The sequence below is a fragment of the Phreatobacter aquiterrae genome (assembly GCF_053471285.1).
Genome location: NZ_JBJPHW010000001.1, coordinates 82,262 through 103,759 on the forward strand (window position 1 = coordinate 82,262; position 21,498 = coordinate 103,759).

Here is a 21,498-nt window from a genome sequence, read left to right on the forward strand (position 1 = left end):
GCGGCTCGTTAACGTTAACGGATTATGACCTGAGCACCGCCCGGCCCGACCGCGGAGTTCGTCATGTCAGCTATTGCCCGTCCCCGTCCGCTCATCCTTCTCGTCGCCTGCGCCGCCCTTGTCTCCGGCGGCTGTTCGCTCACGGCCCGCCGCGGCGGCGGCGACATCACGGGGTCGATCCCCGGCGGCGCCTATACGGAGCAGAGCGCCCGCGCCGAGATCGAGACCCTCGCCGCGCGTTATCGCTCCAGCCCGGAGGATGCCGCCAACGCCATGCGCTATGGCCGTGCCCTGCGCGCCACGGGGCAGGCGGTGCAGGCCGTGGCGGTGCTCGAGCGCGTCGCCATCCGCGACCCCCGCAACCTCGCCCTGATGGGCGAGTTCGGCCGCGCCCTCGCCGATGCCGGCCGTCACGACCAGGCGCTTCAGGTGCTCGGCCGCGCCCATCGCCCCGACCAGCCGGACTGGCGCATCATCAACGTGCAGGCCTCCATCTACGACCAGATGGGCCGCCCGCAGGAGGCCCAGAGCCTCTACAACGACGCCCTGAAGATCGCCCCGGGCGAGCCTTCCGTTCTCGCCAATCTCGGGCTGTCCTTCGCGCTGTCGCGCCAGTTGCCGCAGGCGGAACAGGCGCTGCGCCAGGCCGCCGCCCACCCGCGCGCCGACCGGCGTGTCAGGCAGAACCTCGCGCTCGTCGTCGGCCTTCAGGGCCGCTTCGCCGAGGCCGAGGAGATCGCCCGCAAGGACCTGCCGCCGGCCGAGGCCGAGCAGAACGTCGCCTATCTGCGCTCGATGGTGACGCAGCAGAACTCCTGGGCGGCTATCCGCCAGACCGAGCGGCGTCCCGCGGCGCCGCGGCGGCCGGCGGCATCGGCGCCGGCCCAGCCGCGGGGGTAAGGCGTCGGGGCGGCGTTCAAGCCCGCTCCTCAGCCTGCTCGGACTTGCCTTCCTTGCACCAGCCAAGTGCGTCCTTCGAGGCTCGGCCATCGCCTCGCACCTCAGGATGAGGGACGTTGCGGATGGCATTCCGGCTGTCGCGACCAGACGGGCTGCGCCGCCACGTCACCTGTTCTGCAATCCACGCCCTCCTCATCCCGAGGTGCGAGTAAGCGCAAGCGAGCGAGCCTCGAAGGACGCACTTCGTCGTGCAGAGCGCCCGCCAACGAAAAAGCCCGGCGCGATGGCCGGGCTTCTTCGATTTCAGCGGTGGCGAAACTCACTCCGCCGCGAGCTGCACCGCCGGCGCGGCCGCCTTCACGTCGGCGTCCACATAGGGCTCGAACTTCGCGAAATTGTCCTGGAACATCCGGACGAGCTTGCGCGCCGTGGCGTCGAACTCGGCTTTGTCGCGCCAGGTCTTGATCGGATAGAGCATGTGCGGCGGCACGCCGGGCACCGACGTCGGCACGGAGAAGCCGAAATAGGGGTCGCGGCGGAAGTTGGCGCGGTTCAGCGATCCGTCGAGGGCCGAGCGCAGCAGGAGGCGGGTGATCGAGATCGGCATGCGCCGGCCGACGCCGTGCATGCCGCCGGTCCAGCCGGTGTTGACCAGCCAGCAGTCGACGTGGTGGCGGGCGATCAGCTCGCGCAGCAGGTTGCCGTACTCAGACGGGTGGCGCGGCATGAACGGCGCGCCGAAGCAGGTCGAGAAGGTCGGCTGCGGCTCGGTGACGCCCTTCTCCGTGCCGGCAACCTTCGCCGTGAAGCCGGAGAGGAAGTGGTACATGGCCTCCGCGGGGGTCAGCTTGGCGATGGGCGGCATGACGCCGAAGGCATCGGCGGTCAGCATCACGATGTTCTTCGGATGGCCGGCGCGGCCGGTCTCCGAGGCGTTCGGGATGAAGTGCAGCGGATAGGCGATGCGCGTGTTCTCGGTCCTCGAACCGTCGTCGAAGTCGGGAATGCGGGTCACCGGATCGATGACGACGTTCTCCATCACCGAGCCGAAGCGCTCGGAGGTGGCGAAGATCTCCGGTTCGGCCTCGCGGGAGAGCTTGATCGCCTTGGCGTAGCAGCCGCCCTCGAAGTTGAACACGCCGTCCTTGCCCCAGCCATGTTCGTCGTCGCCGATCAGCGTGCGCGAGGCATCCGCCGACAGCGTCGTCTTGCCGGTGCCGGAGAGGCCGAAGAACACCGCCACGTCGCCGTTGGGGCCGACATTGGCCGAGCAGTGCATCGGCATGACCTTCTGCGGCGGCAGCAGGAAGTTGAGCATGGTGAAGACGCTCTTCTTCATCTCGCCGGCATAGGAGGTGCCGCCGATCAGCACGATCTTGCGGGTGAAGTCGCAGGCGATCACCGTCTCCGAGCGCACGCCGTATCTCTGTGGATCGGCGCGGAAGGACGGCAGGTCGACGATGGTCATGTCCGGCACGAAGGAGGCGAGGTCTTCGCGAGCCGGGCGGATCAGCAGGTTGCGGATGAACAGGCTGTGCCAGGCGTATTCGGTGAAGACGCGGGTTTTCAGGCGCGTCGCCGGGTCGGCGCCGCCGTGGAGATCCTGGGCAAAGAGCTCGCGGCCCTTCGCATGCTCCAGCATGTCGGCCATCAGGAGGTCGAACGCCTGCGGCGTGATGGCGCCGTTGTTCTCCCACCAGACCGTGGATTCGGTCGTGGCGTCGCGGACGACGAACTTGTCCTTCGGCGAGCGGCCGGTGTGCTGGCCGGTCTCGGCGACGAGCGGACCGCCGGCGGAGAGCTGCGCCTCGCCGCGGGCGATCGATTCCTCGACCAGTTGCGGCTCCAGATAATTCCAGTGCAGGGCCTTCAGCCCCGAAAAGCCGAACGAGTCGGCCCCATGCGCCTTGTTCCAGGTTCCGGTCTCGGCCAAGGAATTCCTCCCCTTCGGGTCCTCGTCACGACGCGTTGGGCGTCTGTGGATGCCATGTCCTCGGCGCCGGGACGGAGGCCGCGGCGGAGGCGATCCCCGTAATCCAAAGGCTCTTTGCCGGCAAGCCCGCCTGTGGGGGGATCGGCACCGGCCGGGCTCTTTCTTTCAACGCGGTGAAGACGACCGGGTTCATTCGTCCCTCGTCGATGACCGCCTGTTTCGGCTTGCCTTCGCCGCCGGAAGCGACCATGAGGCCGCCATGGCACCCCGCGACCGCACCCTGCGCACGGCGGCCGAGCTCGTCTCGGCCGGTCTCATCGCGCCCGCGGCCGGTCCCGATGCGACGAAAGTGGGTGAGCGCTATGCCATTGCGGTGACGCCGGTGATGGCCGACCTGATGGAAAAGCCCGCCGGAAGGGACCGGCCGACCGATCCGATCGCCCTCCAGTTCCTGCCCGACATCCGGGAGCTCGACACCCGCCCCGGGGAACGCGCCGACCCCATCGGCGACGACGCCCATTCGCCGGTCCCGGGCATCGTCCACCGCTATCCCGACCGGGTCCTGCTCAAGATCGTCCATGTCTGCCCGGTCTACTGCCGCTTCTGCTTCCGCCGCGAGATGGTCGGGCCTCAGGGGAGGGGTGGGCTCGACGAGGCGGCGCTGGCGGCCGCCCTCGCCTACATCGCCGCGAGGCCGGACATCTTCGAGGTGATCCTCACCGGCGGCGATCCCTTCGTGCTCTCGGCCCGGCGAGCGCGGGCGGTCACCCGGGCGCTTGCCGCCATCCCGCATTTGAAGGTCATCCGCTGGCACACGCGCGTGCCGATCGTCGCCCCGGACCGCGTGACCGCCGATTTCGTCCGTGCGCTGCGGGCGCCCGGCAAGGCGGTCTATGTCGCCGTCCACGCCAACCATATCAGTGAGTTCACGCCGGGGGCCGAAGAGGCGCTCGCGCGCCTCGCCGATGCCGGAATCGCCCTCGTCAGCCAGTCGGTGCTGCTGAGGGGCGTCAACGACGATCCGGACACCCTCGCCAACCTGATGCGCGCCTTCCTCGCCAACCGGGTGAAGCCCTACTACCTCCACCATCCCGACATGGCGCCCGGCACCGCCCATTTCCGCCTGTCGATCGCCGAAGGACAGGCGCTCATGCGGGCCCTGCGCGGCCGCCTCTCCGGCCTCGCCCAGCCGACCTACGTGCTCGACATTCCCGGCGGCGAGGGCAAGGTCCCCGTCGGCCCCGGCTATCTCGGCGAGGACGCCGTCAGCGACTGGCGCGGCGCCCGCCACCCCTATCCCCCGACACCTGCGAAGGACTGAACCATGGACGTGAAGGATTCCAACGGCGCCATCCTGAAGGACGGCGACAGCGTCACCATCATCAAGGACCTCAAGGTGAAGGGCACCTCGGTGACGCTGAAGCGCGGCACGCGGGTGAAGTCCATCCGCCTCACCGACGATCCCGACGAGGTCGAGTGCAGCGTCGACAAGGTGAAGGGCCTGGTGCTGCGCACCGAGTTCCTGAAGAAGGCGTGAGGGCATCGGCCCTGGCGCTCTGCAGGTCGCAGGTGCGTCCTTCGAGGCTCGCCGCCGGACGATGCTGACGCATCGCCGGGCGCTCGCACCTCAGGATGAGGTGGGTTGAGACTTGCACCTCGGTGGGATGACGCGGAAGCGGTCGGGCCGTCCCAAACGCTGATGCCGGTCACCAGCCTCCTCATCCTGAGGTGCGAGGCCGGAACGGACGAGCCTCGAAGGACGCAGTTGCGATGTGCAACGCGTCTTCCGCCCGGCAAGGCGGGTCCCGTCGCCCCTCAGCCCTTCGGCTCAGGCCGGTGCCTGCCGCCCGGGCCCTGGCCACGGCGATAGACCATGACCGTGCGGCGGAAGGTGATCACCACGTCGCCGGCCTGGGTGTAGCCCTTGGTGCGCACGGTGAGGATGCCGACCTCCGGCCGCGACCCCGAATCGCGCTTCTCCAGCACCTCGCTCTCGGAATAGATCGTGTCGCCCTCGTAGACCGGGCTCGGCAGGCGCACCTCGTCCCAGCCGAGATTGGCGAAGACGTTCTGGCTGATGTCGGTGACCGACTGTCCGGTCACCAGCGCGATGGTGAAGCACGAGTTGACCAGCGGCTTGCCGAAACCGGTATGGGCCGCGTAGTTCGCGTCGAAATGCGGATGCGCCGTGTTCTGGGTCAGCAGCGTGAACCAGATGTTGTCGGCCTGGGTGATGGTGCGGCCCATGGGGTGGCGATAGACGTCGCCAATCTCGAAATCCTCGAAGAAGCGGCCCTGCCAGCCCGGTTTCACGCTCATGTCGCAGCTCTCCTCGTCCCGGCGCCTGCGGGGCACGCATTCCATCCTTCATGGGCGACGCCGCCGCGCCGGACAAGTCCGCCGAAGCGGCAGGGAGCAATGCCGGTCCCGCCTACTCCGCGATCTCCACCGCGCGCTCCACGACGATCTCCTCCGGGCTGAGCCGGCAGCGCCAGGCGATCATCTCCACCCCGCGCGCCCGTGCCCTGTCGAAGGCTTTGGCATAGGCGGGGTCGATGTCGCGGGCGAGGGAGAAGCGGTCGGCGCCGCCATACTGGATGAGGAAGACCATCACCGCGCGGTGGCCGGCCTCGACCATGTCGCCGAGCTCGTCGAGGTGCTTCGCTCCGCGCGCCGTCACCGAGTCGGGAAATTCGGCGAGCCCCGGCTGCCGCATCAGGTGGACGTTCTTCACCTCGACATAGCAGGGCGGACGGCCCGCCCCGGTCAGCATCATGTCGACGCGGCTTGCCTTGCCATAGGCGACCTCGCGGCGCAGCGCGTCATAGCCGGCGAGCGGCGCGATCGTGCCGTCGCGGATCGCCTCTTCGACGAGGGCGTTCGGATGGGCCGTATTGATGCCGACGGTCTCCGGCCCGCGGCCGAAATTGACCTCCGCCAGCTCCCATGACCAGGGCAGCTTGCGCGCCGCATTCTCCGAGCGCGACAGCCAGACGCGGTTGCCGGGCGCGTTCAGCCCCAGCATCGAGCCGGGATTGGCGCAATGGGCGGTGATGGCCTCGCCGCTGTCGAGGATCACGTCGGCCAGGAAGCGCTTGTAGCGCTGCACGAGGCGGCCGGGGATGAGCGGCGAGGCGAAGCGCATCGGCCTCAGGCGACCTTGCCGCCGAGTTCGTCCTCCACATGGGCGCGGACGATCTCCTCGAAGCTCGTCTCGGCCTTGAAGCCGAGTTCGGCGGCGCGCTTGGCGTTGAAGCGCTGCGACCAGCCGGAGACGATGCGGATGATGAGCTCGTCCGGCTCGCGGCGCACCAGCTTCAGCGCCTTCTCGCCGCCGATCTTGCGGAGAGCCTCGAGCTGCTCGCCCACCGTCGCCACCACGCCAGGCATGGACAGGTTGCGCCGCCAGCCGAGCTGGGCGGTGTCCATGGTCGCGGCATGGATGAGGAAGCCGACCGCCGAGCGCGGGCTCGCATGGGTATGCACCACGTCGTCGCCCACCGGCAGCACCGCCTCCTGGCCGACCAGCGGCTCGCGGATGATGTTGGAGAAGAAGCCGGAGGCCGCCTTGTTCGGCTTGCCGGGGCGCACGCAGATGGTCGGCAGGCGGATGCCGACGCCGTCGAAGAAGCCCTTGCGCGAATAGTCGGTGAGCAGGAGCTCGCCGATCGATTTCTGCGTGCCGTAGCTGGTCAGCGGCGTGTGGAAGAACTCGTCCTCGATGAACTCGTGGAACGGCGCGCCATAGACGGCGATGGAGGAGGTGAAGACCACCCGCGGATGGTAGGGCGCCTTGACGCCCTCCTGGCGGATCGCCTCGTAGATCTGGCGGGTGCCGTCGAGGTTGATGCGATAGCCCTTGTCGAAATCGACCTCGGCCTCGCCGGAGACGATGGCGGCGAGGTGGAAGATGACATCCGGCCGTCCCGCGACCATCGGCCCGGCGGTGTTGGGGAAGGAGATGTCGACCGCCCAGCTCGTCACCTTGCCGGCAAAGCCGGCGGGCTTCTCGGGCGCCACCACATCGACCAGCGAGAATGCGGTGATGGCCTTGCCGCCGAGCGTGCCGTCTTTCACCAGCTTCTCGGTCAGCTTGCGGCCGACCATGCCGGCGGCGCCGATGATCAGGATATGCATGGGACGTGTCCTCTTCCGTTTTTCAAACGATTTGGACGGAGGCTAGCGCGATGCGCGCCGGCGGGGAATGGGGTGCGAGCGAAGGGGCGGGTTGCACGGCGTGGATGCAGTCATACGGTCCCGCCTTGGCAGGGGGCGTGTTGCATCGCGCAAAATGCGTCCTTCGAGGCTCGCTTCCGGACGATGCTGACGCATCGCCGGGAGCTCGCACCTCAGGATGAGGAGGATTGTGAACTGCATCAGCGTCAGTATCGGCTCCACGGTCGCGCCTGACCTGGCGTTGTGCAATCCAAGTCCCTCCTCATCCTGAGGTGCGAGCGATAGCGAGCCTCGAAGGACGCACTGCAATTGATGCAGTTCCCGCGGCCAACCCGCTCCCCCCTTCCGTCCAATTGACCTTCGCACCCGCCCGCGCGATGGATCGGGCGAAGGGCCGCAGCCGAGAGCCCGCGTCAGTGCCGGAGGGGCGCCATGGCCCGCATCATCGAGGGGGAGTGGGACTACATCGTCTGCGGCGCCGGCACCGCCGGCTGCCTCATGGCGAACCGGCTCTCGGCCAATCCGAAGAACCGGGTACTGCTGCTGGAGGCCGGCGGCAAGGACGACTGGATCTGGTTCCACATCCCCGTCGGCTATCTCTTCGCCATCAACAATCCGCGCTCGGACTGGATGTTCAGGACCGAGGCCGAGCCCGGCCTCAACGGCCGGTCCCTGATCTATCCGCGCGGCAAGGTGATCGGCGGCTCCTCCGCCATCAACGCCATGATCACCATGCGCGGCCAGAGCGCCGACTACGACCACTGGCGGCAATTGGGCCTCACCGGCTGGGGCTGGGACGACGTGAAGCCTGTCTTCCGCAAGCTGGAGGACCACTTTCTCGGCGACAGCGAGCACCACGGCGCCGGTGGCGAATGGCGCGTCGAGGCGCCGCGCGTCCGCTGGGACCTGCTCGACCGGGTGCGCGAGGCGGCCGTGCAGATGGGCGTCAGGCCGCTCGACGACTTCAACACCGGCGACAACGAGGGCACCGCCTATTTCCACGTCAACCAGAAGAAGGGCCTGCGCTGGTCCTCGGCACGCGGCTTCATCAAGCCGGTTCTCGGCAGCCGCCCCAATCTCACGCTGACCTCCGGCGTGCTGGTGGAGAAGGTCGTCGTGGAAAATGGCCGCGCCACCGGCGTGCAGTTCCGCCAGGGTGGCGACAGCGTCATCGCCCGCTGCCGCGGCGAGGTGGTGCTCACCGCCGGCTCCATCGGCTCGACGCAGATCCTTGAGCTCTCCGGCATCGGCCACGGCGATGTCTTACAGCGCCACGGCATTCCCGTGGTGAAGGAGAAGCCCGGCGTCGGCGGCAACCTGCAGGACCACCTGCAGATCCGCGCCATCTATAAGGTCCACGGCATCAAGACGCTGAACGAGACCTATCACAACCTGGTCAAGCGCGGCCTGATGGGCCTCGAATATCTCATCCGCCGCACCGGCCCGCTGACCATGGCGCCGAGCCAGCTCGGCATCTTCACCCGCTCCGATCCGGGTCAGGAGCGGGCCAACATCCAGTTCCACATCCAGCCGCTGTCGCTCGACAAGTTCGGCGATCCGCTGCACCGCTTCCCTGCGGTGACGGTGGCGCCCTGCAATCTCCGGCCGACCTCGCGCGGCTCCATCCACGTCCGCTCGGCCGATCCGGCGGACAAGCCGGTCATCGCGCCGAACTATCTGGCGACCGACGAGGACCGGCAGGTGGCGGCCGATTCGCTGCGCGTCACCCGGCGGCTCATGGGCCAGGCGGCGCTCGCGCCCTACCGCCCGGAGGAATATCTGCCCGGGCCGGTCATCGGCGACGATGCGGAGAGCCTGTCCAAGGCCGCCGGCGACATCGGCACCACCATCTTCCACCCGGTCGGAACGGCGAAGATGGGCCTCGCCTCCGACCCGATGGCGGTGGTGGACGAGCGCCTGCGGGTCATCGGCCTCGACGGCCTGCGCGTCGCCGATGCGTCCGTCATGCCGACCATCACCTCCGGCAACACCAACACGCCGACGCTGATGATCGCCGAAAAGGGCGCGCGGATGATCCTCGAGGACGCGCGGGGGTGAGAGCGGGTGCCCTGCACGACGCAAGTGCGTCCTTCGAGGCTCGCTGCCGCTCGCACCTCAGGATGAGGACCGTTGTGTCTGGCTCACCGGCCAGGAGCGGCGGCTTCATTCCGCAGTGCCATTCTCAAACCTCCTCATCCTGAGGTGCGAGCGGCAGCGAGCCTCGAAGGACGCACTTGCCCGATGCAGGGCGGCAGGTGATCGGACTGAATGGTGCGCCCCAACCTCACCCTTTCAGGATCGCCTCCACCACCTCCTGCACCTCCAGCGCCTCCGTCAGCGTCGCGAGGTGGAAGGGCTCGCCGCGCACCAGCGCCTTGACGCCCTCGAGCTGCCGGCGCAGCACCAGCGGGCGGACCTTCTCGTTCGGCATGGCCTCCGGGTCGGGCTGCCACGAGCCGTCCGCCATGCGGCGCTCGGCGATCGACCAGTCGCGCAGCCTGACGGCGCCTGCCGGGCCCTCGATCATCCAGACGTTGTGGTCATCCTTTGCCGTGGTGCCGACGCTGCCGGTCAGCGTCACGGGCAGGTCACCGGCGTTGAGCGTCGCGGCGATGCGGCGCTCCGACCGGCCGGCCTCGGGATACTCCGCCGTCGCCTTCAGCGAGCCGAGCGGCCCGCCGAGGCGGCGCGACAGGAAGAGGAAGTGCGACACCACCTCGCGGGTGAAGCCGCCCTGAGCGGTGGCGTCGAGCCAGCCCGCCGCGTCCCTCTGCCAGGAGCGCGGCCAGGCGGCGAAGGCGACCTCGATGCTGATGCGCTGCGGCGTGCCGATGGCGCCCTCAGCGATCCACCGCTGCAGGGCCGCGACGGCAAAGGACGATGCGAAGGGGAAATTGACCGCCCCTTTGTTGCCCGCCTCAGTCACGAAGGCGCGGGCGTCGGTGACGTCCACCGCCAGCGGCTTCTCGCAGAACACGGCCTTGGCGCTCGCCAGAGCCATCCGCGCGTAGCCGAGATGCGAGGCGGGGGGCGATGCGACGTAGAGGCAGTCGCTCGCCGCGACCACGGCCGCTGCGTCGGCGAGCCGCGGCACGTCGGGGAAGGCCGCGGCGATGCGCGCCATGGCCTCCGCCGAAGGGTCCCAGATGCCGGCGACGCGGACGATGTCGCCCGCCTGCGCGAGGGCGGCCCCGAGCAGGCGCTCGCCCATGATGCCGGCGCCGACGATGCCGAGCGCGATGCGGGTGTCGGTCATGGCCGCCGTCACGCCGGCATCGCCGTTTCGACGATCTTGGCGAGATAGCTCGTCCCCACCGGAATGGCGTTGTCGTCGAAGTTGTAGGCCGGGTGGTGGCAGGCGGCGGTGTCGCCGTTGCCGAGGAAGATGTAGCTGCCGGGCCGCTCGTTCAGCATGTAGGAGAAGTCCTCGGCGCCCATCAGCGGCGGGGTCTCGGGATCGACCTTGTCGGCGCCGACGACCGATGCCGCCACCTTCACGGCGAAGTCGGTCTGGTCGGCATGGTTGAAGGTCACGGGATAGCCGCGCTGGTAGTCGATCGTGCCGACGCAGCCCATGCCTTTGGCCACGCTCTCGACGAGTTCCTTCATCCGGGCTTCCACGAGATCCTGGATTTCCGGCTTGAAGGTGCGCACCGTGCCGAGCATGCGCAGCGTCTGCGGGATGACGTTGAAGGCCTCGCCCGCCTTGACCGAGGTGATGGAGATCACCGCGCTCTCGATCGGATCGACATTGCGCGAGACGATGGTCTGCATGGCGAGCCCGATGGCAAAGCCCGCCTGCACGGGGTCGACGCAAAGGTGCGGCATGGCGCCGTGGCCGCCCTTGCCTTCGATGTCGATGATGAAGCGGTCGGCGGCCGCCATGGCCGGGCCCTTGCGGATGGCGAAATGACCGACCGGGATGCCCGGCATGTTGTGCAGGCCATAGACCTCCTGGATGCCCCAGCGGGTCATCAGGCCGTCCTTGACCATGGCATCGCCGCCGCCGCCGCCCTCTTCCGCCGGCTGGAAGATCATGATCGCCGTGCCGTCGAAGTTGCGCGTTTCGGCGAGGTATTTCGCCGCACCGAGCAGCATGGCGGTGTGGCCGTCATGGCCGCAGGCGTGCATCTTGCCCGGCACCTTCGACTTGTAGGGAACGTCGGTCGCCTCCTCGATCGGCAGCGCGTCCATGTCGGCGCGCAGGCCGATGACCTTGCCCGAGCCGGACTTGCGCCCCCTGATCACCGCGACGACGCCGGTCTGGCCGATGCCCGGGACGACCTCGTCGCAGCCGAACTCCCTCAGCTTCTGCGCGACGATGCCGGCAGTGCGATGCACGTCGTAGAGAAGCTCCGGATTCTCGTGAAAATCGTGGCGCCAGGCGGTGATCTCGTCGGCAAGGTCGGCAACGCGGTTGATGACGGGCATGGAAATCTCCGGAAGGGCAGGCGAAAGGGCGAAGCTAGCGCGGGCGCGGGCGCGAAGCGAGAGCCGCCGTGGGACCTTTCCATGCCGCGGGCGCGGGGTACAATCTCCTCGCCGGGGCATCTCCGCCCGGCGCCGTGCATAAGCTGGGAGGTCCGGAGCCATGTCGGACAGGATCGAACCGTTCGAGAAGCGCCATCGCGACGGCAGCCTCTGGGCGCGAGGTCAGACATTGGATGGAGAGCCGACGGGCTATTGGGAATGGTTCCGCAAGGACGGCACGCGGCTGCGGTCGGGACATTTCGACAAGGGCGTGCAGGTCGGCGAATGGACGACCTACGACGCGGCCGGCAACGCCTACAGGGTCACCACCTTCGAGGCCGGCAAGCGCCGCACTAGCCGCCCGGATTGATCGGCCGGTTGAGCGTCCAATCGAAGGTGCCGGCGTCGCGCTCGCGCACCGCCTGCTTCCAGCCGACCTGTTCGGCGCGGGTCTTGAAGTTGATGCCCTCCGGCGAGTGGCGGGTGATTCCGTCGAAGATGGTGGCGAACATCTGCGTCTGCTTCAGGCCCATGGCCTCGATCGCCTGGTTGACGACAAGCTTCTGCATCATGAGCTGGTTGACCGGCACGGTCGCCATGCGTTCGGCCAGAGCCTCCACTTCCGCGTCGAGGTCGGCAGCGGGAACCGCCTTCAGCACGAGGCCGAGCTTCTCCGCCTCGCGGCCGTCGATCTTGTCGCCGGTGAAGAGCATGCGCTTGGCTTTCTCGGGGCCCAGCCGGTAGACCCACATGGCGGTCGTCGGGCAGCCCCAGACGCGCACCGGCATGTAGCCGATGCGGGCCTCCTCGGCCATGACGATCAGGTCCGAGCACATGGCGATGTCGGAGCCGCCGGCCACCGCGAAGCCGTGCACCTTGCAGATGACAGGCCGGTAGGACCGCCACAGCGACATGAACAGCTCGGTGTTCCGCATCATGAAGGCGTAGTCCTTCATGGGGTCCCAGGGCATGTCCTGCGTCGCCTGGCCGTTGCCGTTACCCTCGGCGTAGTAGGTCAGGTCGTAACCGGCGCAGAAGGCCTCGCCCTTGCCCGAGAGCACGATGACGTGGACGCCGGGATCGGCATTGGCGCGGGCGACGCAGTCGGCGAGCTGCTGTGGCACCTCGTCGTCGATGGCGTTCATCACCTCGGGGCGGTTGAGGGTGATGCGGCCGACCCGGCCGTCCTTCTCGTAGAGCACCTTCGCCATGGCATCCTCGCAGTCACTCGTCAGCCTGAGGCGGATGCTAGGCGTGGCGGGATGGAGGCGGCGAGTCGCCCGTTCGGACGGGCGCCAATGGTCATCGACCTGCACCAGGGAAGTCGTCCTTCGAGGCTCGCCACCGGGCGACGCTGACGCATCGCCCAAGGCTCGCGCCTCAGGATGAGGTAGGTTGTGTACGGCACGACGTGATGATGATGAGACTTGCGGCCTGCAAGCCACAACCCTCCTCATCCTGAGGTGCGAGCCCGAATGGGCGAGCCTCGAAGGACGCACTTGGGCTCTGCAGCCCAAACGCAAGTATCCTCACGCCGGCATGCGGCTCTCCACGAGCTTGGCCCAGTAGCTCATGCCGATCGGGATGATCTCGTCGTTGAAGTCGTAGGCGGGATGGTGGACCGAGGCCGTGTCACCCTGGCCGATCATGATGAAGGCGCCGGGCCGGGCTTGCAGCATGTAGGAGAAGTCCTCGCCGCCCATGATCTGCGGCGCGTCGTCGTTGACCGCCTTGTCGCCGACGACGGCGGCGGCCGCCGCCACGGCGTGCGGCGTGTAGGCCGGGTCGTTGACCGTCGCCGGCACCACGCGCTCGTGCTCCACCGTCGCCGTGGCGCCGAAGACGGCAGCGGTCGTCTCGGCGACCTCCTTCAGCCGGGTCTCGATGAAGTCGCGCACCTCGCCGTCATGGGTGCGCACCGTGCCGCGCAGCTCCGCCGTCTGCGGAATGACGTTGTTGGTGAAGCCCGCGTTGAAGGCGCAGATGGAGATGACGGCGCTCTTCAGCGGGTCGATATTGCGCGCCACGATGGACTGCACCGCCGCGACGATGTGCGAGGCGACGAGGATGGTGTCGATCGACTGGTGCGGGCGCGCCGCATGGCCGCCCTTGCCCTCGACATGGATGCGGAAATTGTCCACCGCCGCCAGCATCGGGCCGGGGCGGATGGCGAACTGCCCGACCGGCAGGCCCGGCGCATTGTGCATGCCATAGACCTCCTGGATGCCGAAGCGCTCCATCATGCCGTCGAGCACCATGGCCTCGCCGCCCTTCTCGCCCTCCTCGGCCGGCTGGAAGATGACGGCGACCGTGCCGTCGAAGTTGCGCGTCTCGGCGAGATACTTGGCGGCACCGAGCAGCATGGCGGTGTGGCCGTCATGGCCGCAGGCATGCATCTTCCCCGGCACCTTGGACGCATGCGGCAGGCCGGTGATCTCGGTCAGCGGCAGTGCGTCCATGTCGGCGCGCAGGCCGACAACCTTGCCCGAGCTATTGGTCCTGCCACGGATGATGCCGACGACGCCGGTGCGGCCGATGCCCGGCGCCACCTCGTCGCAGCCGAAGGCGCGCAGCTTCTCGGCGACGATCCCCGCCGTGCGGTGCACGTCGAACTGCAGCTCCGGATATTCGTGGATGTCGCGACGCCAGGCCGTGACCTCCTCATGGAGCGCGGAGATGCGGTTGACGATGGGCATGGGGAAGGTCCTGGCGGGATGGGGGAAGGTCGGGGCGCGGCCGCGCGGGCCACGCCCCACGGGGGCAGGCGGCGTCAGGCCGGCATGCGGCTTTCGACGATCTTCGCCCAGTAGCTCATGCCGATCGGGATGATCTCGTCGTTGAAGTCATAGGCCGGATGGTGGACGGAGGCGGTGTCGCCCTGGCCGATGAAGATGAAGGCGCCGGGGCGCGCCTCCAGCATGAAGGAGAAGTCCTCGCCGCCCATCACCGGGACGGTGTCGCGGTTGACGCCGTCGTCGCCGACCACGGCCGCCGCCGCATCGCCGGCGAAGATGGCATTCTCGGCGTGGTTCCTCGTCACCGGATAGTCGCGATAGTAGGTGAGCTTTGCCGTGCCGCCATACATGGCGGCGGTGCCCTCGACGATCTGGTGCAGGCGCTTCTCGACGAGGTCGCGCATCTCCGGGGTGAGGGTGCGCACCGTGCCGAGCAGCGTCGCCGTCTGCGGAATGACGTTGTCGGTGAAGCCGGCATTGAAGGCGCAGATGGAGACCACCGCATTGCCGAGCGGGTCGACGTTGCGCGAGACGATCGACTGGACGTTGTTGACGATTTGCGTGGCGATCAGGATCGTGTCGACCGCGAGGTGCGGCTTCGCGGCATGGCCGCCCTTGCCCTCGACGTCGATCTGGATGCGGTCGGCAGCCGCCATCAGCGGCCCCGGGCGCAGGGCGAACTTGCCCACCGGCAGGCCCGGCGCGTTGTGCATGCCATAGACCTCCTGGATGCCGAAGCGGTCCATCATGCCGTCATTGACCATCTCGCGGCCGCCGCCGCCGCCCTCCTCGGCCGGCTGGAAGATCACCGCCACCGTACCGTCGAAGTTGCGCGTCTCGGCGAGGTACTTGGCGGCGCCGAGCAGCATGGCGGTGTGACCGTCATGGCCGCAGGCGTGCATCTTGCCCGGCACCTTCGAGGCATGCGGCAGGCCGGTGATCTCGGTCAGTGGCAGCGCGTCCATGTCGGCGCGCAGGCCCACCACCTTGCCCGAGCCGGTGTTGCGGCCCTTGATGATGCCGACGACGCCGGTCTTGCCGATGCCGGTGACGACCTCGTCGCAGCCGAACTCCTTCAGCTTCTCCGCGACGATGCCGGCGGTGCGGTGCACGTCGAACATCAGTTCGGGGTTCTCGTGCAGGTCGCGGCGCCAGGCGGTGACCTCCTCGTGCAGGGCGGAAATGCGGTTGACGATCGGCATGGGGTGTCTCCGGAAAGGGCAGGGCCGTGTGGGCCTTGTATCAGCTTGGCAGCCGGGTTTCGACGAGCCTCGCCCAATAGCTCATGCCGACGGGCAGGATCGCGTCGTTGAAGTCGTAGGAGGGGTGGTGGAGGCCGTACGCGCCGCCCTGGCCGATGCCGATCATGCAGCCCGGCCGCTCCTCCAGCATGAAGGCGAAGTCCTCGCCGCCCATGGCCGGCTCCACGTCGCGCCACACGCCCGCCTCGCCGAGCACGGAGCTTGCAGCGAGCGCGGCACGACCGCATTCGGCCGCCGTGTTCATCACGCTCGGGCAGGCCCGGTTGTAGGTGAGGGTGGCGGTCGCGCCGAAGGTTGCGGCGACGCCTTCGACAACCTGCCTCAGCCGCGCCTCGACGAGGTCCTGCGTCGCCTTCGACAGGGTGCGCACCGTGCCGCGCAGCTCCGCCGTCTGCGGGATGACGTTGAACACCGAGCCGGCTTCCACGGCGCAGAGCGAGACGACCGCGCTCTGCAGCGGGTCGGCGCTCCGCGCCACGACCGATTGCGTGGCGGCGATGACATGCGCGGCCACCAGCAGGGCGTCGACCGACATGTGCGGCCGTGCCGCGTGTCCCCCCTTGCCCTCGATGGCGATGTGGATCCAGTCGACCGCCGCGCTGGCCGCGCCGGAGATCACCGAGATTGTGCCGACCGGGTCCTGGCTGTTGTGCATCCCATAGACCTCCTGGATGCCGAAGCGGTCCATCAGGTCGTCGGCGATCATGGCGCGGGCGCCGTGGCCGCCCTCCTCGTCGGGCTGGAAGATCAGCACGACGGTGCCGTCGAAGTTGCGCGTCTCGGCGAGATACTTCGCCGCGCCGAGCAGCATGGCCATGTGCCCGTCATGGCCGCAGGCGTGCATCTTGCCGGGCACGGTGGAGGCATGCGGCGCGCCGCTGGTCTCGTGGATGGGCAGGGCGTCCATGTCGGACCTGAGGCCGATGACGCGGCCCGAACCGGTCTTCGACCCGCGGATGATGCCGACAACCCCGGTCTGGCCGATGCCCGTCACCACCTCGTCGCAGCCGAACTCGCGCAGCCTGTCCGCGACGATGGCCGAGGTCCGCGGCAGGTCGAAGTTGAGCTCCGGATGGCGATGGAAATCCTGCCGCCAGCCGGCAACCTCCTCATGCAGTGCGGCGATGCGGTTGACGATCGGCACGCGGGGGCCTCCAGGGCGCGGCGGTCAGGCCGGCATGCGGGTTTCGACGAGGCGCGCCCAGTAGCTCATGCCGAGGGGCAGGATCTCGTCGTTGAAGTCGTAGGCCGGGTGATGGACGCCGTATTCGCCGCCCTGGCCGATGCCGATCATGCAGCCCGGCCGCTCCTCCAGCATGAAGGAGAAGTCCTCCGAGCCCATGGAGGGCGGCTTGTCGCGGCGCACGTGCTCCGCGCCGACGATCGAGGCGGCCACCGCCGCGGCATGGTCGGACTCGGCCGCATGGTTCACCACCATCGGGCAGCCGTGGATATAGGTGAAGGTCGCCTTCGCGCCATAGGCCTCGGCGGTCTTCTCGACGACTTCGCGCAGCCGCGTCTCGACCAGCGCCTGGATGTCCTTCGACAGGGTCCGCACCGTGCCGAGCAGTTCCGCCGTCTGCGGGATGACGTTGTTGGCGTGGCCGGCGTTGAAGGCGCAGATGGAGACCACGGCCGAACCGAGCGGGTCGACGTTGCGCGCGACGACCGACTGCACGGCGATGACGATCTGCGCCGCGACGAGGATCGTGTCGACGGCCAGATGGGGCTTGGCGGCATGGCCGCCCTTGCCCTCGACGAGGATGTGGATCTTGTCGGCCGCAGCGCTGGTCGCCCCCGTCCTGACCGAGAAGGTGCCGGCCGGATCGATGCCGTTGTGCATGCCATAGACCTCCTGGATGCTGAAGCGCTCCATCAGGCCGTCGGCCACCATCTCGCGGGCGCCGCCGCCGCCCTCTTCCGCCGGCTGGAAGATCAGCGCCACCGTGCCGTCGAAGTTGCGCGTCTCGGCGAGATATTTCCCGGCGCCGAGCAGCATGGCCATGTGGCCGTCATGGCCGCAGGCGTGCATCTTGCCGGGCACGATGGAGGCGTGCGGCAGGCCGGTGATCTCGGTCAGCGGCAGTGCGTCCATGTCGGACCTGAGGCCGATCACCCTGCCGGAGGTGTTTCTCGTCCCACGGATGATGCCAACCACGCCGGTGCGGCCGATGCCGGTGACGACCTCGTCGCAGCCGAACTCCCTCAGCCGCTCGGCGACGATGGCCGAGGTGCGCGGCAGGTCGAACTGCAGTTCGGGATGTTGGTGGAAATCGCGGCGCCACGCGGTGGCTTCGTCATGCAGCCCGGCAATCCGGTTCACGATGGGCATGGATGCGTCCAGTAGGAGGAAGAGGTGCAGACAACCGGACGCGCGCGCGCCGGTCAACCGGTCTGCCATGCCATCTTGTCCTCTTGACGCGCATGGCTCCCATCGGCTCCCTGCGTGGGATGAACCTGACCAGCATCGAACTGCTCGAGCGCCTCGTCGCTTTCCCCTCCGTCTCCGACGCCACGAACCTCGATCTCGTCGCCTTCATCGGCGAGTATCTGACGGCGCATGGCGTCGCCTATGAGGTCGTCCCCCAGCCGGACGGGCGCAACGCCAACATCTGGGCGACGATCGGTCCGCGGGTCGACGGCGGCATCGTTCTCTCGGGCCACCTCGATGTGGTGCCGGTGGAGGGCCAGCCCTGGACGACCGACCCCTTCACCCTGACGGCGAAGGGCGACCGCCTCTACGGCCGCGGCTCCTGCGACATGAAGGGTTTCGACGCCTGCGTGCTCGCCGCCGTGCCGGCCATGGTCGCCGCCGACCTGAAGCGTCCTATCCACATCTGCCTGACCGCGGATGAGGAAATCCGCATGGACGGCGCCCGCGCCCTCATCGCGCGTCTCGGCAAGGAGTGGACGCGGCCCTCCGTCTGCATCGTCGGCGAGCCGAGCCGGATGAAGGTCGTCACCGGCCACAAGGGCTACATGCGCATCGACACCCATGTGCGCGGCCACGAGGTCCATTCCTCCAACCGCTATCACGGGGTCTCCGCGGTCTTCGTCGCGGCGCGTCTGGTGACCTGGATCGAGGAGCGCGACCTCAGGAACAGGGCCGAGGCCGAGGCGACCGGCGGCGCGCCCTATTTCGATCCGGGCTGGACCATGTTGCATGTCGGCACGATCCACGGCGGAACGGCGCACAACATCACCGCCCTCGACGCCCATTTCGTCACGGGCATCCGAGTCGTGCCCGGCGACGACGGCATGCGCTATGTGCGCGAGTACGAGGACTATGTCCGTCGCGAGATCGAGCCGGCGATGAAGGCGGTTCATCCCGATGCCGGCGTGAAGATCACGTATCGCGTCGGCGGCGAGCCGCTGGTGCGCGAGGAGGACGGCGAGGCCGAGCGCATCGCGCGCCGCCTGACCGGCGACAACGGCATCCAGGTGGTGCCCTATGGCGCCGAGGCCGGACTGTTCCAGGCGGCCGGCATTTCCACGGTCATCTGCGGTCCGGGCGACATCGCCCAGGCGCACCAGCCGGACGAGTGGGTCGAGGTCTCCGAACTCGCCAAATGCGATGCCTTCCTCGCCGGGATCATCCGCGAGTGTTCGGCCTTAGGGGCCCTATCGGGCACCAGGCGCCCTGCAAGCAGCAATTGCGTCCTTCGAGGCTCGCCATAGCATCGAGCGAACGCGAAATGCGTTCGCATCGCGCTATGGCTCGCGCCTCAGGATGAGCAGGGGTGTGTCCTGCGCCGCGCCCCAATGGGACTTGCCCGACGCGTGCCGACTAAGCCAGATGCCAATCTCATACATCCTCATCCTGAGGCGCGAGCCATAGCGATGGCGAGCCTCGAAGGACGCACTCGGGCTTGTGCAGGAAACAGTCGACCACGGCGGCACCGTCCGCGCCTTTCGGCGCGGACGGCGCGATGCCCGGCAATCAGCGCTGGCGGGCGATGATGCGGGCCTGGATGCCGTCATAGACACCCTGCGGGATGATGTTCTTGCGGACAAGCTCGTCCTTGCCGCGATAGGGGCGGCCGGCGATGATCGCGCGGGCCCTTGCCTCGCCGATGCCCGTCAGCACGCGAAGCTCGGCCTCGGTCGCCGAATTGATGTCGATGAGAGCCGCCGCCGGTGTTGCCGCGGGAGCCGGCGCGGTTGCGGCAGGTGGCGCCGGGCGGGTGGCGGGCTGCGTCGCGGTCTGGGCCATGGCGGCCGTCCCGGCGAGGCCGAGGGCGGCGGCGAGGAGCAGGGTCTTGAACATGGGCATCGTCCTCCGTTGCGTCCGGCCGTTGCGGCGGCGAATCGCCCGCCGGGAGCCTGACGAGGCGTCAGGCGATCACCTTGCTGTGGCGGTCTCAAGGCCCCGGACGGCAGGCATGGGCAGAAAGTTCTACCCGCCGCCCACCAAAGATGCTGGACATATCTTAGAATAATTCTAAACAAAGCAATCGAAGGAGGCCACCATGAGCCGCTTGCATGGCGAAACGCATGTCGTCGACAGGATCGGCTGGCTGAGGGCCGCCGTCCTCGGGGCGAACGACGGGCTCATCTCCACCGCCAGCCTGATGGTCGGTATCGCCAGTGCCGCGACGTCGCCGAACGAGGTGATCGTGGCCGGCGTTGCGGGCCTCGTCGCCGGCGCGATGTCCATGGCCGCGGGCGAATATGTCTCGGTCAGTTCGCAGGCCGATACGGAGCAGGCGGACATCGCGCGGGAGCGACACGAACTCGCGCACCAGCCCGAGTTCGAACGCGATGAGCTGACCCGGATCTATGTCGACCGCGGCGTCGAGGAGGGGCTGGCGCGCCAGGTCGCCGAGCAGTTGATGCAAAAGGATGCGCTGGGCGCGCATGCCCGCGACGAGCTGGGCATCACCGCGACGGCTGCCGCCCGCCCGGTTGAGGCCGCCCTCACGTCGGCGGCGACCTTCGCGGTGGGAGCGATGCTGCCCGTGGCGACGGCCCTGATCCTCCCGTCCCGCCTCACGGCGATCGGCATCCCGCTGGTCACGCTCGTCTGCCTCGCGGTTCTCGGGGCTCTCGGCGCCCGGCTCGGCGGCGCGGCCATCGTCCGGCCGACGCTGCGCGTCGCCTTCTGGGGCGCCCTCGCCATGGCGACCACGGCCGCCATCGGCGCGGTGATCGGCCGGGCCATCTGACATCGGACCATCCTCGACCAACGGAACTGCACCATGACCGACGAACGCTATGACGGCATCACGATCGCTTTGCACTGGCTGATGGCGATCCTCGTCATCGCGACCTACGCGCTGGGGCTCCTGCGCGAGGAACTGCCGCGCGGCGAACCCCGCACCCTCGCGCTGATGCTGCACACGTCCATCGGGCTGACGGTCATCGCCGGCACGGTGCTGCGCATGATCTGGCGCGGCTTTCGCAAGCCCATTCCGGAGGCTCCCGGACCGGCCGGCTTGGCCCTCGCGGCAAAGCTGACGCATATCGCCCTCTACGTCGCCGTCCTCGCCGTGCCGGTGCTGGGTGTCGCCGCCATGTGGGCGAAGGGCCGTGGCATCCCGGTCTTCGGCCTGACCGAACTCGCCTCGCCCTGGGCCGCCGACCGTGCCCTGGGCAAGAGCCTCGACAAGCTGCATGAGGCCGGTGCTCACCTTCTGGTCGTCCTCGCCGGTGCTCACGCCGCCGCCGCCATCGCCCACCATGTCCTGCTGCGCGACAATGTCCTCATGCGGATGCTGCCGCGAACCCGGTAGCCTCCCGTGGCGTGGCGGCGATCGTCCATTTCGTGACGGCCGTCACATCGTCCGGCCCTCATCGGGGGCATGATCCGGGTGTCTCGCAGAAAGGCCCCCCGCATCGCCCCCGACGGGTTCGGCCGGACTGACGCGACGGCGGCCGGGAAGGCGGGACTGGGTCCCCCGCCTCTCCCGGCCACCGCTGTTTTCCGTCCGGCCACCGGCGCATATGTTTCAATGAATGTTATATAAAAATGAACGTTCGTTCTCTTTCCTGTTGCGCGTTGCAACAAAAGCCCCTAATGCGA

20 protein-coding genes are annotated in these 21,498 nt (G+C 68.5%); 8 read left to right on the forward strand and 12 right to left on the reverse strand.

The window, feature by feature from the left end; genetic code table 11:
• The first annotated feature begins 63 nt into the window (after positions 1-63).
• Positions 64-900, forward strand: a complete 837-nt coding sequence (locus tag ACJ4V0_RS00395) for a tetratricopeptide repeat protein (protein ID WP_448297559.1) — start codon at positions 64-66, stop codon at positions 898-900.
• Between the two features lie 319 nt (positions 901-1,219).
• Here the strand turns inward: ACJ4V0_RS00395 and ACJ4V0_RS00400 are convergent, their stop codons facing one another.
• The gene (locus ACJ4V0_RS00400) at positions 1,220-2,833 is read right to left on the reverse strand and encodes a phosphoenolpyruvate carboxykinase (RefSeq protein WP_448297560.1); all 1,614 of its coding nucleotides are present in this window, start codon (positions 2,831-2,833) and stop codon (positions 1,220-1,222) included.
• Positions 2,834-3,092: 259 nt separating this feature from the next.
• Between ACJ4V0_RS00400 and ACJ4V0_RS00405 the strand changes: the two genes are divergently transcribed.
• Positions 3,093-4,154, forward strand: a complete 1,062-nt coding sequence (locus tag ACJ4V0_RS00405; RefSeq protein WP_448297561.1) for a lysine-2,3-aminomutase-like protein — start codon at positions 3,093-3,095, stop codon at positions 4,152-4,154.
• A gap of 3 nt (positions 4,155-4,157) precedes the next feature.
• Complete coding sequence (locus ACJ4V0_RS00410; protein WP_106750662.1) at positions 4,158-4,370, forward strand: alkylphosphonate utilization protein; 213 nt, start codon at positions 4,158-4,160, stop codon at positions 4,368-4,370.
• Positions 4,371-4,648: 278 nt separating this feature from the next.
• Here the strand turns inward: ACJ4V0_RS00410 and ACJ4V0_RS00415 are convergent, their stop codons facing one another.
• The 3 genes from ACJ4V0_RS00415 to denD all read right to left on the reverse strand — a co-directional run bounded on the left by ACJ4V0_RS00415 (position 4,649) and on the right by denD (position 6,970).
• Positions 4,649-5,152 (reverse strand): MaoC family dehydratase, encoded by a 504-nt coding sequence (locus ACJ4V0_RS00415; protein ID WP_448297562.1) that lies wholly within the window; start codon positions 5,150-5,152, stop codon positions 4,649-4,651.
• Positions 5,153-5,264: 112 nt separating this feature from the next.
• The gene (gene sfsA, locus ACJ4V0_RS00420; RefSeq protein WP_448297563.1) at positions 5,265-5,978 is read right to left on the reverse strand and encodes a DNA/RNA nuclease SfsA; all 714 of its coding nucleotides are present in this window, start codon (positions 5,976-5,978) and stop codon (positions 5,265-5,267) included.
• A gap of 5 nt (positions 5,979-5,983) precedes the next feature.
• Positions 5,984-6,970 carry a D-erythronate dehydrogenase gene (gene denD, locus ACJ4V0_RS00425; RefSeq protein WP_448297564.1) on the reverse strand — a complete coding sequence of 329 codons (987 nt, stop codon included), beginning with the start codon at positions 6,968-6,970 and terminating at the stop codon, positions 5,984-5,986.
• Between the two features lie 471 nt (positions 6,971-7,441).
• Here denD and ACJ4V0_RS00430 point away from each other — a divergent pair, with 471 nt between their 5' ends.
• Positions 7,442-9,067: a GMC family oxidoreductase gene (locus ACJ4V0_RS00430; protein WP_448297565.1), complete on the forward strand. Its 1,626-nt coding sequence runs from the start codon at positions 7,442-7,444 to the stop codon at positions 9,065-9,067.
• Between the two features lie 226 nt (positions 9,068-9,293).
• Here ACJ4V0_RS00430 and ACJ4V0_RS00435 read toward each other — a convergent pair whose 3' ends face one another.
• Positions 9,294-10,265, reverse strand: coding sequence for a Gfo/Idh/MocA family protein (locus ACJ4V0_RS00435; RefSeq protein ID WP_448297566.1), 972 nt, complete (start codon positions 10,263-10,265; stop codon positions 9,294-9,296).
• Positions 10,266-10,273: 8 nt separating this feature from the next.
• Positions 10,274-11,440 carry a M20 aminoacylase family protein gene (locus ACJ4V0_RS00440; RefSeq protein WP_448297567.1) on the reverse strand — a complete coding sequence of 389 codons (1,167 nt, stop codon included), beginning with the start codon at positions 11,438-11,440 and terminating at the stop codon, positions 10,274-10,276.
• A gap of 160 nt (positions 11,441-11,600) precedes the next feature.
• On the opposite strand from ACJ4V0_RS00440, the gene ACJ4V0_RS00445 reads away from it, so the two are divergent.
• Complete coding sequence (locus ACJ4V0_RS00445) at positions 11,601-11,849, forward strand: toxin-antitoxin system YwqK family antitoxin (RefSeq protein WP_448297568.1); 249 nt, start codon at positions 11,601-11,603, stop codon at positions 11,847-11,849.
• Here the strand turns inward: ACJ4V0_RS00445 and ACJ4V0_RS00450 are convergent.
• The 5 genes from ACJ4V0_RS00450 to ACJ4V0_RS00470 form a co-directional block, all read right to left on the reverse strand.
• Complete coding sequence (locus ACJ4V0_RS00450; protein ID WP_448297569.1) at positions 11,833-12,690, reverse strand: crotonase/enoyl-CoA hydratase family protein; 858 nt, start codon at positions 12,688-12,690, stop codon at positions 11,833-11,835. The two genes, ACJ4V0_RS00445 and ACJ4V0_RS00450, sit on opposite strands and share 17 nt — an antisense overlap.
• Positions 12,691-13,008: 318 nt before the next feature.
• Positions 13,009-14,175: a M20 aminoacylase family protein gene (locus ACJ4V0_RS00455; RefSeq protein WP_448297570.1), complete on the reverse strand. Its 1,167-nt coding sequence runs from the start codon at positions 14,173-14,175 to the stop codon at positions 13,009-13,011.
• Positions 14,176-14,249: 74 nt separating this feature from the next.
• Positions 14,250-15,416, reverse strand: a complete 1,167-nt coding sequence (locus tag ACJ4V0_RS00460) for a M20 aminoacylase family protein (protein ID WP_448297571.1) — start codon at positions 15,414-15,416, stop codon at positions 14,250-14,252.
• 40 nt (positions 15,417-15,456) lie between these two features.
• Complete coding sequence (locus ACJ4V0_RS00465; protein WP_448297572.1) at positions 15,457-16,620, reverse strand: M20 aminoacylase family protein; 1,164 nt, start codon at positions 16,618-16,620, stop codon at positions 15,457-15,459.
• A gap of 24 nt (positions 16,621-16,644) precedes the next feature.
• Positions 16,645-17,808, reverse strand: coding sequence for a M20 aminoacylase family protein (locus ACJ4V0_RS00470; protein WP_448297573.1), 1,164 nt, complete (start codon positions 17,806-17,808; stop codon positions 16,645-16,647).
• 119 nt (positions 17,809-17,927) lie between these two features.
• On the opposite strand from ACJ4V0_RS00470, the gene argE reads away from it, so the two are divergent.
• Positions 17,928-19,154: an acetylornithine deacetylase gene (argE, locus tag ACJ4V0_RS00475; protein ID WP_448297574.1), complete on the forward strand. Its 1,227-nt coding sequence runs from the start codon at positions 17,928-17,930 to the stop codon at positions 19,152-19,154.
• A 262-nt stretch (positions 19,155-19,416) separates the two neighbouring features.
• Here the strand turns inward: argE and ACJ4V0_RS00480 are convergent, their stop codons facing one another.
• Positions 19,417-19,743: a ComEA family DNA-binding protein gene (locus tag ACJ4V0_RS00480; RefSeq protein ID WP_448297575.1), complete on the reverse strand. Its 327-nt coding sequence runs from the start codon at positions 19,741-19,743 to the stop codon at positions 19,417-19,419.
• A gap of 202 nt (positions 19,744-19,945) precedes the next feature.
• Between ACJ4V0_RS00480 and ACJ4V0_RS00485 the strand changes: the two genes are divergently transcribed.
• Both ACJ4V0_RS00485 and ACJ4V0_RS00490 read left to right on the forward strand, forming a co-directional pair.
• Positions 19,946-20,641 carry a VIT1/CCC1 transporter family protein gene (locus tag ACJ4V0_RS00485; RefSeq protein ID WP_448297576.1) on the forward strand — a complete coding sequence of 232 codons (696 nt, stop codon included), beginning with the start codon at positions 19,946-19,948 and terminating at the stop codon, positions 20,639-20,641.
• 33 nt (positions 20,642-20,674) lie between these two features.
• The gene (locus ACJ4V0_RS00490) at positions 20,675-21,208 is read left to right on the forward strand and encodes a cytochrome b (protein ID WP_448297577.1); all 534 of its coding nucleotides are present in this window, start codon (positions 20,675-20,677) and stop codon (positions 21,206-21,208) included.
• The last annotated feature ends 290 nt before the right edge of the window (positions 21,209-21,498 follow it).